Source organism: Funiculus sociatus GB2-C1 (genome assembly GCF_039962115.1).
In the GTDB taxonomy this organism is placed as follows: Bacteria; Cyanobacteriota; Cyanobacteriia; order Cyanobacteriales; family FACHB-T130; genus Funiculus; species Funiculus sociatus.
In genome coordinates this window covers 23,695-37,468 of record NZ_JAMPKJ010000057.1, presented here as the reverse complement: position 1 = coordinate 37,468, position 13,774 = coordinate 23,695, and the positions used below count along the sequence as shown (strand labels likewise).

General features: G+C 46.7%; 12 protein-coding genes and 1 pseudogene. 8 read left to right on the top strand and 5 right to left on the bottom strand.

The genetic code is table 11. The annotated features are described in order from the left end of the window. Positions 1-105 (top strand): annotated as a pseudogene (locus tag NDI42_RS21915) (IS1 family transposase); the annotation flags it as partial. Between the two features lie 275 nt (positions 106-380). On the opposite strand, the gene NDI42_RS21910 reads toward NDI42_RS21915, so the two are convergent. Further along, a complete protein-coding gene (locus tag NDI42_RS21910; RefSeq protein WP_190452403.1) occupies positions 381-950 on the bottom strand; it encodes a pentapeptide repeat-containing protein in 570 nt (189 codons plus the stop codon). Positions 951-1,025: 75 nt separating this feature from the next. On the opposite strand from NDI42_RS21910, the gene NDI42_RS21905 reads away from it, so the two are divergent. Continuing rightward, positions 1,026-2,345: a hypothetical protein gene (locus tag NDI42_RS21905; protein WP_190452402.1), complete on the top strand. Its 1,320-nt coding sequence runs from the start codon at positions 1,026-1,028 to the stop codon at positions 2,343-2,345. 369 nt (positions 2,346-2,714) lie between these two features. Here NDI42_RS21905 and NDI42_RS21900 read toward each other — a convergent pair whose 3' ends face one another. Next, complete coding sequence (locus NDI42_RS21900) at positions 2,715-3,848, bottom strand: SpoIID/LytB domain-containing protein (RefSeq protein ID WP_190452401.1); 1,134 nt, start codon at positions 3,846-3,848, stop codon at positions 2,715-2,717. Between the two features lie 269 nt (positions 3,849-4,117). Between NDI42_RS21900 and NDI42_RS21895 the strand changes: the two genes are divergently transcribed. Then, the gene (locus NDI42_RS21895; protein WP_190423226.1) at positions 4,118-5,053 is read left to right on the top strand and encodes a ribonuclease Z; all 936 of its coding nucleotides are present in this window, start codon (positions 4,118-4,120) and stop codon (positions 5,051-5,053) included. A 60-nt stretch (positions 5,054-5,113) separates the two neighbouring features. Here the strand turns inward: NDI42_RS21895 and NDI42_RS21890 are convergent, their stop codons facing one another. Both NDI42_RS21890 and cobU read right to left on the bottom strand, forming a co-directional pair. Then, a complete protein-coding gene (locus NDI42_RS21890; protein WP_190452400.1) occupies positions 5,114-5,536 on the bottom strand; it encodes a hypothetical protein in 423 nt (140 codons plus the stop codon). A gap of 304 nt (positions 5,537-5,840) precedes the next feature. Next, a complete protein-coding gene (gene cobU, locus NDI42_RS21885; RefSeq protein WP_190452399.1) occupies positions 5,841-6,443 on the bottom strand; it encodes a bifunctional adenosylcobinamide kinase/adenosylcobinamide-phosphate guanylyltransferase in 603 nt (200 codons plus the stop codon). Positions 6,444-6,656: 213 nt separating this feature from the next. Here cobU and NDI42_RS21880 point away from each other — a divergent pair, with 213 nt between their 5' ends. From NDI42_RS21880 to hpsU, 4 genes are all read left to right on the top strand, one after another. Beyond that, positions 6,657-7,376: a hypothetical protein gene (locus NDI42_RS21880; RefSeq protein WP_190452398.1), complete on the top strand. Its 720-nt coding sequence runs from the start codon at positions 6,657-6,659 to the stop codon at positions 7,374-7,376. A 96-nt stretch (positions 7,377-7,472) separates the two neighbouring features. Next, entirely contained in the window at positions 7,473-8,402 is a 930-nt protein-coding gene (locus tag NDI42_RS21875) for a glycosyltransferase family 2 protein (protein WP_190452397.1), read from the top strand. Positions 8,403-8,475: 73 nt separating this feature from the next. After that, a complete protein-coding gene (locus NDI42_RS21870) occupies positions 8,476-9,426 on the top strand; it encodes a glycosyltransferase family 2 protein (RefSeq protein ID WP_190452396.1) in 951 nt (316 codons plus the stop codon). A gap of 1 nt (position 9,427) precedes the next feature. Continuing rightward, complete coding sequence (gene hpsU / locus NDI42_RS21865) at positions 9,428-10,018, top strand: hormogonium polysaccharide biosynthesis acetyltransferase HpsU (RefSeq protein ID WP_313930794.1); 591 nt, start codon at positions 9,428-9,430, stop codon at positions 10,016-10,018. Positions 10,019-10,127: 109 nt separating this feature from the next. Here hpsU and NDI42_RS21860 read toward each other — a convergent pair whose 3' ends face one another. Next, entirely contained in the window at positions 10,128-11,501 is a 1,374-nt protein-coding gene (locus NDI42_RS21860; RefSeq protein WP_190452395.1) for a proton extrusion protein PcxA, read from the bottom strand. Positions 11,502-11,546: 45 nt separating this feature from the next. Between NDI42_RS21860 and NDI42_RS21855 the strand changes: the two genes are divergently transcribed. Continuing rightward, positions 11,547-13,769 (top strand): recombinase family protein, encoded by a 2,223-nt coding sequence (locus NDI42_RS21855; RefSeq protein WP_190452394.1) that lies wholly within the window; start codon positions 11,547-11,549, stop codon positions 13,767-13,769. Positions 13,770-13,774 lie beyond the last annotated feature (5 nt).

The following is a 13,774-nucleotide window of genomic DNA, read 5'->3' as shown; positions in this document are numbered from 1 at the left end:
CGTTTGGTAAGAAAAACTCTTTCGTTCTCTAAAAAACTCTCCAATCATATAGGAGCTATTTGGTATTTTATTCATGAATATAACGCCAGTTTATCTATAGAATGAAAAACTGGCGTTATCATTACTATGCAGGACTACCCAAAGTTGTAACAGTAACATTTTATATAGCAGTTCTATTCCATTCGTGAAACAACGAACCGCTCTAGGGCGATTCAGAAAGAAAAGAGAGAATTTTATAACTCCCGCAAGGATTGCTATAGAAAAATTCTCCGTCTCTCCTATAACTTCTCTCTGTATATTTTTTGCCCTCTGCGGTTCGTTATCATGCCAAGGTAAGTTGCCCAAATCAAATCAGATGGCTATAGCAGTTCAAATAATACTTAATAGTACAAAGTGCCGTCAGGCAAAATAGCACTATCTAGTTGAACGCCATCCAAAATCGCATATTCCAAATCGGCATTTCGCAGATCAGCACCCCGCAAATCTGCGGCTTTGAGAATTGCATTACTCAAGTCAGCGCTGGTGAGATTAGTTTGCCTCAAATCAGCATTGCTAAGATCGGCACCTGGTAATTTTGCCGCTACCAAACCAGCACCAGCAAGGTTAGCACCAGCAAGATTAGCTTTGATTAATCCGGCATAGTTAAGATTTACACCGTTCAAATTTGCACTACTGAGGTTGGTATTAATCAAGCTGGCACCCCCCAAATTGGCACCAACTAGATTAGCACCGCTTAAATTCGCAGCGCTGAGATTAGCACCAGCGAGATTAGCACCGCGCAAATCAGCAGCCTTTAAATCAACATCGCGCAATTCGGCACCGCTTAAGTCGCACCCCGGACATTGTTTGGTGTTCAGCAATTTTTGAAGGTGTTCTGGATTTGCTGCTGTGGCTGGTGTTGCTAACGCTACAAACGACAAGAGAGCGATCGCTACAATTAATGGTGTCATTCCTACCCTTGGTCTATTTAGCCAAAATTCTATACTTAGATTATTGACAAATCGTTTTTTTATTGAGGGACGGACATGGCTCCAAATCCCACCATCATGCGAGCAGTTGAACATCTGGGGTACCGCGTTACCGTAGGCGACGTGGCGACTCAGGCTGGATTAAACGTCAACATGACGGAGGCTGGATTACTCGCTTTAGCCTCCGATGCCGGGGGACATTTACAGGTATCAGAAACAGGTGAAATTGTCTACCTGTTCCCGAAAAATTTTCGGTCAATTCTGAACAACAAGTTTTTGCGGCTGCGGCTGAAGGAATGGTGGGAAAAAATCTGGAAGGTTTTGTTTTACCTGATCCGGATTTCCTTCGGGATTATCTTGATAGCGTCGATTGTGCTGATATTTGTAGCGATCGCTGCCATCATGATTGCGGCTTCTGCCAGCCGTGACGACGATTCTGGTAGCCATGACTCCGGGGGCGGCGGTATGATCTTCATGCCTCGCTTCTGGTTTGGGCCAGACATCTGGTGGTTTTTCTATCCAGACTATGGCGATCGCTATGAACGGCGGCGGGTAGCATCTCCAGAAAAGAAACAGATGAACTTCCTAGAAGGTGTCTTCTCGTTTCTGTTTGGCGATGGTAATCCTAACGCCGATTTAGAAGAACGTCGCTGGAGTGCGATCGCTACCGTAATTCGCAACAACGGCGGTGCTGTAACAGCAGAACAAATCGCCCCCTATCTCGACGAAACTGGCTCAGGATGGGCTAAAGAATACGAAGACTATATGCTGCCAGTGCTAACCAAATTCAACGGGAAACCGGAAGTCAGCCCTGACGGAGACATAGTTTATCACTTCCCAGACTTGCAAATTACAGCCCAAGAGCGAAATTCCGAAGCAGTCGGTGCTTATCTGCGAGAGCGTCCTTGGCGCTTTAGTCAAGCCACTAGCGGACAGAATATGCTCTCAGCTGGACTAGGTGCGGTGAATATTGTCGGTGCTTTAGTTCTGGGTTCCCTATTGCGGGGTGAGGTTGGAGTGCAGTTAGCACAATCCGGCGGATTGATCGCCTTCGTACAGTCGATTTACTGGATTTTATTAGGCTACGGCACAGCTTTCTTAGCAATCCCCTTAATTCGCTATTTCTGGATTCAATTCAAAAATAAAAGGGTAGAAAGCAGGAATCAAAAGCGGCAAGATCGTGCCATCTTGTTAAATCAAGCCAATTCTGCCTTGCAGAAAAAAATCATCTATGCCCAACAGTTTGCTGCTAAAACTGTCCTCGGTCGCGATGATTTAGCTTACACCACAGAAAACGACTTGATAGAACAGGAAATCGAGCAATCTGACAAAATTGATGCAGAATGGCAGCGCCGCCTCAATCAAGGCGGTTCATAACAATTCTTTTGGGTGTCTGAATAAGAACCCGTATTCACAACAGGGGGTGTAATTCAAACCCACTACTTCCCAACCCTCCTCTCCTAGTTGATTAGAGAATTCATAGAGAGGAGGGATTTCTTTTTTTTGTCTCGCAAGTCTTTTCCGTTGACGCTTTGCAGTCGGAGATCGTCCACAAAGTATAGGGTTTCTCAGTTGAGTGGAATATATCGCGGTTCTGACGTTAGAGCTACCAAGGTTAGGGACATGGCATTGCCATGTCCCTACAGATGTATCGCACCCAACCCTTGAATTGCTGTAGTCAAATCAAACAAAGATGTATACCCACTTTTGCACAGCGATTCTTTGAGTTGCATCACGTCCTAACTTTTACTTAACCTGAAGGCTAGTAAGGGCGGTGTTCTGATAATAGTGTCCCAAAATTTGCTGATAGTTTACTCCCTGCTGAGCTAAATTATGAGCTCCCCACTGGCTCAAACCAAGACCATGACCGAAACCGCGACCATTGATCTGAAAACCTGTTGAGGAAGAACTAACAGTGAACCAGGTACTCTTCAGTCCCAATGCGCTACGCAACTGACTGCCGCTCATCCGCCGCGTACTCCCATTACCAACTACTTTCATAGTCATTATGCGTCCCGTAGGCGTTGTGCGCTCTGGGACTAAGGTTTTGATATTGCTCACACCGAGAAGGCGACTGAGTTCGCTCTTGGAGAAAGTTTTCTGCCACTGGTAGGGTGGCGCTCCCTGGTCGTAGTCGGCGACACCGCGCAGATACGGAAGCGGTTGTGTCCAAACATTTTCCACATTTTCCGTGTGTCCTCCAGAGGAGGAATGGAAGACGGCGAGAATCAGCTGGTTGTTGTAAGTCAGCACTTGCCCTGCTGTGGCATTTACAGCTTGGTGCGTCCCTGTAGTTTCGGTATCAAGACCTTTGTAAACTTGGGAACTTTGGGTATCGCCAAGATCGTAAACGCCATTGCCTGAAGTTTGGCGTTTATAAAGGGCGTAGGTGCGGGCGGCGACAGCTTGCGCCTTCAGCGCTTCCAAAGGCCAGTTGCCACCCATTTCTGCCCCTAAGACGCTGTAGAGATATTGTTCTAAATCGACTTGGTTAACGGCGGTGAGTCCTTTGCCTGAGGGAACGATGCGGGCGCGACCCCGATACCAGCGATCGCCTATCCAAACATATCCGCCACTGGTCGGCTCAATCAATAGATCCGTGGCTTTTCGTCCATCCATCGCCACGCTACCGCCAGATGAACGGGCTTCTTTGCCATCCATTGGTGCCATTTCTCCCACAACTCGACCAGCACCGTCGCGGATTACAGCTTTGGTAGAACTGCCTATGGTAATCTTGCTAACACCTTGTTGAATTGCTACGCGCAATTCCATTGCAGCTTGAGCAGGGGCAACTAGGGCAATCCACAATAAGATAGTCAGTCCGGATGAAGAAGGATGGAGTAGTCTTTGAAAGAGCAATTGGAGACGTTGAGTTATCATCTGAGAAATTTCCTCACACTATACATAAAGGTCGTTCTAGTTATGGCGATCGTTAAACCTGAGCCGCATTGAGAGCAACAATAAAGTCTTTAATTCAAAACACCCCAGAGCATATCCGCTTGGTTCGGTATATGCAACCGGGTACATCTTCTATAAAGTAGATATATTTATCACGTTTGCCACTTCAGTGTCACCCATTGTTTTGAAATTGTATGCTGATAGTTATAGTTGGATTATTTTCAGACTTTGTGATCGTTGTCTAGAACAGAATGCAGATTACTTTTTTAGGGACAAGCTCAGGTGTGCCAACGCGATCGCGCAACGTTTCCAGCGTGGCTCTCCGTCTACCCCAGAGGGGAAAATTCTGGCTATTTGACTGCGGCGAAGGCACCCAACACCAACTCTTGCGGAGTGACCTGAAAATGGGTCAACTAGACCGCATTTTTATCACCCATATGCACGGAGACCATATCTTCGGCTTAATGGGTCTTTTGGCAAGCTGTGGTTTGGCTGGCAATACTCAACGCATGGATATCTACGGCCCTGCTGGTCTTAATGAATACCTGCGTGCTTCTAGACAATACTCTTCCACTCATTTTTCTTACCCCGTCCAAGTTCACGCCGTACAACCAGGGATAGTGTATGAAGATGAAGAATATATCGTCAGTTGTCTTCCCCTAAAACATCGGGTGACTGCTTTTGGCTACCGAGTAACAGAAAAAGACCGTCCAGGGCGCTTCAATGTGGAAAAAGCAGCCCAAATGGGAATTCCACCTGGTCGCGTCTATGGGCAACTCAAGCGCGGCGAAACAGTAACGCTGCTGGATGGACGGCAAATTAGCGGCACCGATTTGTGTGGCGAGACAGAGATCGGGCGCAAAATTGTTTACTGTACAGACACGGTTTATTGTGACGAGGCGGTGGAATTGTCGCGGGATGCAGACGTGTTAATTCACGAAGCCACCTTTGCTCATCAAGATGCCCAGTTAGCTTTCGATCGCTTGCATTCTACCTCAACGATGGCGGCGCAAGTGGCTTATGCTGCGGGTGTCAACCAGCTGATTATGACCCATTTCAGCCCCCGCTATGCTCCCGGTAATGCCATTGTGTTAGATGATTTGCTAACTGAAGCTCGTGCCATTTTCCCGAACACGAAATTGGCATATGACTTTATGACTTATGAGGTGCAGAGGAATAGGAATTAGGAGTTAGAAGTTAATAATTCACAACTCCGGAGGCGGAGCGTCTCCGGCTCCGCAAAACTCTTACTGGCCGCTGGCTCTCTGAAGGCGATCGCGTATTTCAATTAAGCGAGATTGGCTGCTAACAGGCGATCGCGGTTGTGGAACTTCCGTGTTAGGCCAGTTGGGCAAATCGTTACATGGACACAACTCTGGCGGCATTCCCACTGTTTTGATGGGTACGGGCATTTGGCAACGCCCACAAGGTGAAACGTCCCACCCTGGTGTCAGCAGTTGGGCAATTGTTTCCTGGGTGCCTTCGAGATAACAATCTCCTGACTCTGGCGAGATAATTTTCTGCCAGCAGCTTTCAAATTCTTCACTGTAGCGATCGCCCTGGATTACAGGTTGCGGCAGCAGCGCTTCTTTGCCATTGTGAATTAAAACCTTTTTGCCTAACTGAAACCAATAGGCAATATATTGTCTGACTTGGTGTTTGGATGCCATAAGCTGAATTTGACTCCTAGTTAACACTAGGAAATAGGCGAACTGCTCCCTCGGAAAGCTTACTTCTAATCTAGGCGATCGTTTTCTTCAGCATTTCTTGCTCTGGGTTGATTGTGCGTCAGACAAAATAATTAATTTTCTCTGACAATTCTAGCCTTACAAGTTGGGTAACTCTACGCTAAAAAAGCGGGTATTTCCACCGTAGCGGCTTCTGCCCTCTTTTGTAATTGCCTCGATTTACATCTTCTAAAATTTTGATAAAAATTTACTTTCTAATTGGTGACAAAAGTACAAAATAGGTATATTAGGAATCTGGTAAGGGGGAACCGAGGAGACTAAGATTAAGAACATGACCGCCAGTGACGAGAAAAACGGGATTAGCGATCGCGCCAAGACGACGACACAGAGTTCCCAAGCGATCGCGGAACTTCCGACCGATGGGATAGGCGGGGACAACCCCCCAACCAGTTTCCTCCGCCACCAAAATTACATCCGCAGGGCAGTTTAAAAGACTCTCTAGCAACTCCACAGAGGTAATCTCCCAAGCTTCATCGTCTTGGTCTAAGAAATTTGCCACCCACGTTCCCAGAGAATCAACCAGCAGACAAGTAGACTGAACAGAATCTTGAATCGTTGCTGCTAAAGTTATAGGAACTTGCAGCGTTTGCCATTCGCACGGTCGTCGCTGCTGGTGTTGTTCAATACGCGATCGCCATTCCAAATCATCTGGATCAACTTGAGCCGTTGCCACGTAGACAACAGACTTACCGGAACGCATTGCTAGAGTTTCCGCCCACTCGCTTTTGCCAGACCGCGCCGGGCCAGTCACCAAGATTAGATGCCTATTAGAAGTAGAATCAACTCGTGTCACAAAGGCTGTTTTACTGATTTCCGGCGGGTTCTGCATCAAAGTTAAATTTAACAGCCCAAAAAATATATTTTATCCACCACTAGAGTGTCCAGGGTACTCTATTCGTTAAGAGTGAATGTAAAATTTTTCTTTTGTCGTTCAAGACCAGACAACAATAATACAAATAAAATAGAAAATTAAGCGAGTAACCAAAGCTGGAAAGCGGCACAAGAGCGGGTTTTAATTTCTACTACTAGGCGTGAAATAACCATGAAACCAGAATTAAAACGGATTGAGACGACACTACACCAGCTATCGGATAAAAATCCTGAAATAGGCAATCAGCCTGACGGGATGGGGTGGCGTTCCCAGACACCAGATGCGGCACCATCCATTTCGATGACTGTAGAATCTTGGACAGACCAAAAGCAATCTGGTAAAACGCCAGTGTTGCCGAAATTAAAAGCTCCCAGCTTCACCAACCATCGTAATGCTGCCAATCCTGCCCTAGCGACAACCCTACTGCAAGAAATCGAAGTAATTGTCAGTGGTTGGCAGAAAGAATTACATCAAATTTTGCGGCAAATTCAAGACCTCTACCTGGAAGGGCCAATTGTAGACGGTTGGTTAGAGTCTCATGCCCGCGAACCGGAAGTAGGCGTTGAAGTGTTGCGCGAGGCAGTAGAGACGGGCCATGCGGCATCCGTACACCAGTTGATGGACTACGTAGAAGAATGCAATCAACCGGATGGCAATGTGACGTGTGAATCTCCCCGTACCGGATACCGCTTAGTAGGTTTGGACGGGGAGGGTCAATTGTGGTCGCGTCCCTGTCCGCCAGAACAGGTTCCTACTGTAAGTGTAGCGATCGCGCGTTATCAAAAACTGCGGCAGTTGCTGGTTCGCAAACAAGACCTAGAAACCCGCCTTAGCCAATTGGCGGAAACTCTCATCGTTCTGCATGGTCATCTACAAGACCCAAGTTCCTAGCACAGGTATCTTGCCTGTGTCATTAGTAGCCATTAGTCATTTGTTTGTTATAAATGACCCATGACCGCTAACTTTTTGACCACCGACTAATGACCAATGACTAAACCCAAAATTTCTGCGATTATCTGTACCCACAATCGAGAGCAGTATTTAGGTGCCGCCATTGATAGCTGTTTAGAGCAAGATTTCCCGGATTTTGAAGTAGTAGTGGTGGATAATGCCTCAAGCGATCGCACTCGCGAAATCGTAGAAGCACGAGTTGGCGTGACATACGTTTACGAACCCATCACAGGTCTATCCGTCGCCCGAAACACTGGCGCGCGCGTTGCCAAAAGCGATATTCTCGCCTATCTCGATGATGATGCTGTTGCCAGTCCCCTTTGGCTGAAGACACTCTATGATGCCTATCAAAACAATGAAAAATTAGCCATTGCTGGGGGCAAAGTTACCTTACTCTGGCCTGATGGCATAAAACCCCCTCAGTGGCTTTCCTCCGGCTTATCTGGCAACCTGGGAGCATACGACCTAGGAGCGAACGTCATTTATATCAAACAGCCTGGTATGACCCCCAGAGGCTTAAATTACTCAATCCGACGCACCTTTCTAGAAGAAATTGGTGGTTTCGATCTTAATCTGGGTCGGGTCGGTAAAAATCTGCTATCAAATGAAGAATTACACATGACAGAACGGGCGCTAAAACTCGGTTGGCAAGTTGCCTATCTGCCTGATGCCTTAGTTGCCCATAATGTTTCCCCCGAACGCCTTCAACGAGCCTGGTTTTTCAGTCGAGGCTGGTGGCAAGGCATTAGTGAATGTTACCGCGAACAACTTTCCGGTCAAGCCGGGCCAGCCCAGCTATTAAGAGGAAGCGACCGAATAATGCGCGGTTTATATAATTCCGTAAAAAACTTTGACGATCCTGCCCAACGTTTCGACAGTCTGGTGTATGCCTACGGTCAAATTGGTTATTTGATAGCGGCAATTAAAGGTATGATTTCTACACCTGTAAAAAAGATTAAAACTTAATCTTTAATTAATCCTGCGGGAAATATTTACCTTTACATTTTTGCCTTTTACCTATTACCTGTTGCCTTTTCTTATGAATGCCTCCAAACTCCCCGTATCAGTTCTGATTCCCGCTAAAAACGAACAAGCAAATCTACCTGCTTGCCTGGAAAGCGTTGCCAGGGCTGATGAAGTATTTGTGGTGGATTCCCAAAGTAGCGATCGCTCTATAGAAATTTCTGAAAGTTACGGCGCGAACGTTGTCCAATTTCACTTCAACGGTCGCTGGCCGAAAAAGAAAAACTGGGCATTAGACAATCTGCCTTTCCGCAACGATTGGGTATTAATTGTCGATTGTGACGAGCGCATTACCCCGGAACTCTGGGACGAAATTGCCACTGCGATTCAGAATCCCGAATACGAAGGTTACTACCTCAACCGCAAAGTCTTTTTTCTCGGAAAATGGATTCAGCACGGTGGTAGATATCCAGACTGGAATTTACGCTTGTTTAAGCACAAAAACGGGCGCTACGAAAACTTGGGGACAGAAGAAATTCGCAACACTGGCGACAACGAAGTTCACGAACACGTTGTGCTTCCAGGTTCAGTCGGCTATCTGAAAAACGATATGCTGCACATCGACTTTCGGGACGTATTTCACTGGCTGGAAAGGCATAATCGCTACTCTAACTGGGAAGCCCGCGTTTATCTCAATATCCTCACAGGAAAAGACGAAAGCGGTACCATTGGCGCTAATTTATTTGGCGACGCGGTGCAGCGCAAGCGTTTTCTGAAAAAAGTCTGGGTACGGCTACCTTTTAAACCGTTTATCCGGTTTATTTTGATTTACTTTATTCAGCTTGGCTTTTTGGACGGGAAACCTGGATATATTTATGCGCGGCTGATGAGTCAGTACGAGTATCAAATTGGCATCAAGCTGTATGAATTGATGCAGTTTGGCGGTCAGTTGAACGTAGCAGCGGCGACACCGAAAGCCCCTCCCCAGCCTGTAAAAGAGCCGGATTCGTTAACAGGGAGCGTCTAGAGTGTTGGAACCAGGGGAGTCAAAGCCAGCTTTAGACGAGGTATTGGTAGATTTACGCCGCTACGACCAATCTTGGTTTGACAGGGGAAGACCAGGCTGGTTTGTGTTGCTCTGGTGGTTGGTGCAAGCGATCGCATTCCCCTTGACTCCCCATCCCGTCAACAGCTTGCGCTGCTCCCTACTGCGGCTGTTTGGGGCAAAAATCGGCAAAGGTGTCGTTATCCGCCCCACTGCCCGCTTCACCTTTCCCTGGAAAGTGGAAATTGGCGATTACAGTTGGATTGGCGATGATGTCGTTTTCTACAGCCTTGACCAAATTCGCATTGGTCAGCACTGTGTAGTTTCCCAAAAAAGCTACCTCTGCACTGGTAGTCACGACATCCACGATCCAACTTTCAACCTAATAACATCCGGCATTACCATTGGCAATGGTGCTTGGATTGCCACCGATTGCTTTATTGCGCCTGGGGTGGAAATCGGCGCATATTCGGTAATAGGCGCGCGCAGCAGCGTTTTTGGCAACATTCCACCGCAGCAGGTTTGCTGGGGTACACCTTGCCGTCCCCACTACCAAAGAGAAATTAAAAATTAAAAATAACGCTCGTTACTAGGCGACCGTCTAGTAACGAGAAATCTCCAGTCCCCAATCCCCAATCCCCAATCCCCAATCCCCAGCCCCCAATCCCCAATCCCCAATCCCTTCATTCATTCATATTCCGATAAGTAGCAACTGCTGAAGGCGAAATTCTGTTCAAGTAACGGAAAATCCAATACTTAAAAATCGTGTCCAGAATCACTGGAAAAGTGGCGATAAATAAATAGTTGAAGTCTCTGTTTTCCGGCAAGCCTAAGTGCCTTGATATTCCTTCTAAAATCACTTCCCAGCCGTGAGGTGAGTGAAATCCTACAAAGACATCAGTAAACAAAATAATAATAAAAGCTTTAGCACTGTCACTCAGACCATAAACAACATCATCTATAAAACCTTTAAAAATCTCAATTTCCCTACGACTGTTAATCAGTAAAACGTAAAAAGCCCCAGCCGCAAATATATCAGCAAAAACATTTTTTATGGCATTAGCGCTTTTGTGACGGTATTCTTCAGTCAGTTCAAATGCCTTTTCTTTGACTTCCTCTTCCATTTCCTCCGGTGACAACTTCGGAGCTAGACCTACCAAAGTTCTAAACTTTAATAGTTGCTCAAATCTTTGCAAATCGTGAAAAGCTTCTTCTTCCAAATCAACATTTAAGAAAATTTCAGTTTTGTTTTCATCTCTGACGCGCTCAACAAGAGGTGCTACTAGAAAGGTTTTAGTTACCTGCTGAGTCAACAGAGGAACTAAAATCAAAACTAAAATAAACCTAATAGAAATTATTGTTTTTGTTTGAGATATCCGAAAGTTTTTAACAACTTCCTCTTCTGATTTTGGGTTGAAGTCTCTTTTAAGCCGATCCAAGGTACTCAAGATTGACCTGGGGACAAAACTTGTTGTATCAGTCATTGTCTCAGCTTCTCCGATTACTTTGCTTTTATCAAAGTAAATTGGCTGATTATATAATTCTCCTTTATCAAGGTTGGCTTCTACAAGTTTAGATTGAGAAACTGGCATCAAGGCTGACGATGACGATGGTGATGGCGATGAAGAACGTTTTGGTTGAGACTGGTATTTAGATATCACATCGTCAATAAACTTGAGTTTTTCTAGAGTTATTGATTGGGTTTCTCTATTTTCCAGTTCGGCAACGTTTCTGTATTCCGAGCCATCGATTGTGTATCTGGTTCTATTTTGATTTGCTAGGCTAACAATTGAAGTGCTAGAATGAAATTCGGACAAACTTAACCTAGTATCCTTTAAATATTTATTAAGCTTAATTATGAAATAAGAAAGGGCATTTTCGCGGTATTTTTTGGAATCAGAAGATATTTTGTTGCCGTCAAAATGTTCGTCTTCAATTGCTTTAATCATTAAAGCTGCTTTGTATGCCCGCTCCAAGGCCCTTTCTGGTGTCCGGATGTACCACTGGCTGGCAGCATCTAAGGAAGAGCGGAGCTGTGTAAAGAAAGGTAGTTTCATAACAGAAACAGAGTATTAAATTAAAAGTATCCCCAGCGTTTAGCAATGTTAACCCAATCTCAGCCAAACTGGATCAGAGGATCAACCCGAAGTGGTAAGACAACTCGCCTGGTGAATCAGTTTTGTCAGTGGGTGGAGGTGCGATCGCAACAGAACCGACTTTCGCTGTCAACTCAGGGGAGGAGGAGGCGACGGGACTCGGAAAGATCGATTTTGGTGTTTGCTGCTAATGATGATAACCGGAGCGAGTTAGCTGACCGTTTGGCTGCTGCGACAGATGGGCGGTATCCGATTCAATCTAAGACACCTTTAGGGTTTTTTCAGGATGAAATTATACTGTTTTGGCCTTTGCTAATTGGGCGATTGAATTTAAGGGCGCAATTTCCAGTCCGGCTACGCCCGGAAACTGAGCAGGAGTTAGCTACTCGGCTGTGGCGTTCTGAGTTAGATAAAGGCAGCTTACAGATGCTGGGAGTAAGCGAGTATCGTGTGGTGCGTCGGATTCTGGACTTGTTGCAGCTAGCGGCTATTAGTGGGACACCACTTGAGGACATTCCGGCTATTCTTGAACAAGGCATCTTACTCCCATTAACACAGAGGGAGGAGGATGGGGAAAGCGTTGAAGATTCAGCTATTAATTGGACTGATGTAGGAAATTTACTGCTTGGCTGGCGGGGATGGTGTCTGGAGAGGGGTTTGCTGACTTATGGGATTATATGCGAACTTTATTGGCGGTATCTGCTGCCAGATGAAACTTATCAGCAGCATTTAATTCGCCGCTATCAAGGGGTGTTGGCGGATGATGTGGATGATTACCCAGCTATAGCTGGCGATTTATTTAATTTTCTTTTGGATAAGGGAGCGGTAGGGGCATTTACTTATAATCCGGATGGAGCGGTGCGATTGGGTTTGAATGCCGATCCGAATTACCTGGCCCGTCTAGCTTCGCGCTGTCGGGTAGAAACTTTGAGCGATCGCGCCCAGAATAATCTAGGGGCAGTTTACGGAGAGCCAATCGTAGAGACGGTGCGCGATCCGATGTATATGTTGAGCTTACCAGAGTCGGTACAGTTGATTCAAACCATGTCCCGCGCTCAGTTGTTGCGGCAAACTGGGGAAGCGATCGCCGAAGCGGTACAAAGTGGACAAGTGCAGCCTTCCGATGTGGCAGTAATTGCGCCTGGTTTGGATGCGATCGCCCGCTATACCCTAGTCGAAATTCTCACAAGCAAAGGTATCCCGGTAGAGTCCCTCAACGACCAGCGCCCCCTAATTAGTTCCCCCACAATCCGGGCATTGCTCACACTCTTAGCTCTAATTTATCCAGGCTTGGGGCGATTGGTAAACCGGGATGCCGTAGCAGAAATGTTGGTCGTACTTAGTCCGACTAGGGACTGGGGACTCTTGACTCTTGACTGGGGAGTGGGGGAAGAATTTGCCTCTTCACCAATCTCTAATCACCAATCCCCGGCCATCGATCCAGTACGGGCAGGTTTGTTGGCAGATTACTGCTATTCCCCAGATCCAGAGCAACCCCGTTTGCTACCTGTGACGAATTTCCCGCGATGGGATCGGCTGGGACACTCTGCCTGTAAAGCCTACGAGCAGATTTTGGGGTGGATAGAGCAGCAGCAAACTCAGCAACAACAGCGTCTGATTCCCAACTACGTCGCCCTGCTTGACCGGGCAATTCAGCAGTTTTTGTGGAAAGGTAGCAATCTCCCCTACGACCAGCTAGCAGCCTTACGTGAACTGATGGAAACCGCGCAACATTACTGGGAAGTCGAGGGACGACTGCGACAAAAAAGCGGGGGAGGCGATAGCGATCGCGACACCATTGAACGCTTCATCTGCCTGTTGCGTCGCGGTACCGTCACCGCCAACCCTTACCCAGTTCGTCGGCTAGGTCTGAGTAGTCGCGCTGTTACTTTGGCTACAATCTTTCAATACCGAGCTTCTCGACGGTTCCACCGCTGGCAATTTTGGCTAGATGCGGGTTCTCCCCTGTGGTCAAAGGGCGGTGCTGCTACCCTATTTGGTGCGCCTTTGTTTCTCAAGGATTGGTCAGGAGAGCCAATTAGGGAACAAGATACCCAAGTAGCTGATGAGCAAAGGCTGCGGCGGATTTTACTAGATTTACTAGGGCGAGTGGGGGAGCGAGTTTATCTGTGTCATAGCGAATTGGCGACAAATGGGCAGGAGCAAAGCGGCCCCCTGTTGCCTTTAGTAAATGCCTCGGTTCCTGTGAATCCTGATGCAATGAGTTAGAAACG

Coding starts and splice junctions, on each gene's coding strand:
- NDI42_RS21910 (WP_190452403.1), bottom strand. CDS start 950: ATGACACCATTAATTGTAGCGATCGCTCTCTTGTCGTTTGTAGCGTTA.
- NDI42_RS21905 (WP_190452402.1), top strand. CDS start 1,026: ATGGCTCCAAATCCCACCATCATGCGAGCAGTTGAACATCTGGGGTAC.
- NDI42_RS21900 (WP_190452401.1), bottom strand. CDS start 3,848: ATGATAACTCAACGTCTCCAATTGCTCTTTCAAAGACTACTCCATCCT.
- NDI42_RS21895 (WP_190423226.1), top strand. CDS start 4,118: ATGCAGATTACTTTTTTAGGGACAAGCTCAGGTGTGCCAACGCGATCG.
- NDI42_RS21890 (WP_190452400.1), bottom strand. CDS start 5,536: ATGGCATCCAAACACCAAGTCAGACAATATATTGCCTATTGGTTTCAG.
- cobU (WP_190452399.1), bottom strand. CDS start 6,443: ATGCAGAACCCGCCGGAAATCAGTAAAACAGCCTTTGTGACACGAGTT.
- NDI42_RS21880 (WP_190452398.1), top strand. CDS start 6,657: ATGAAACCAGAATTAAAACGGATTGAGACGACACTACACCAGCTATCG.
- NDI42_RS21875 (WP_190452397.1), top strand. CDS start 7,473: ATGACTAAACCCAAAATTTCTGCGATTATCTGTACCCACAATCGAGAG.
- NDI42_RS21870 (WP_190452396.1), top strand. CDS start 8,476: ATGAATGCCTCCAAACTCCCCGTATCAGTTCTGATTCCCGCTAAAAAC.
- NDI42_RS21860 (WP_190452395.1), bottom strand. CDS start 11,501: ATGAAACTACCTTTCTTTACACAGCTCCGCTCTTCCTTAGATGCTGCC.
- NDI42_RS21855 (WP_190452394.1), top strand. CDS start 11,547: ATGTTAACCCAATCTCAGCCAAACTGGATCAGAGGATCAACCCGAAGT.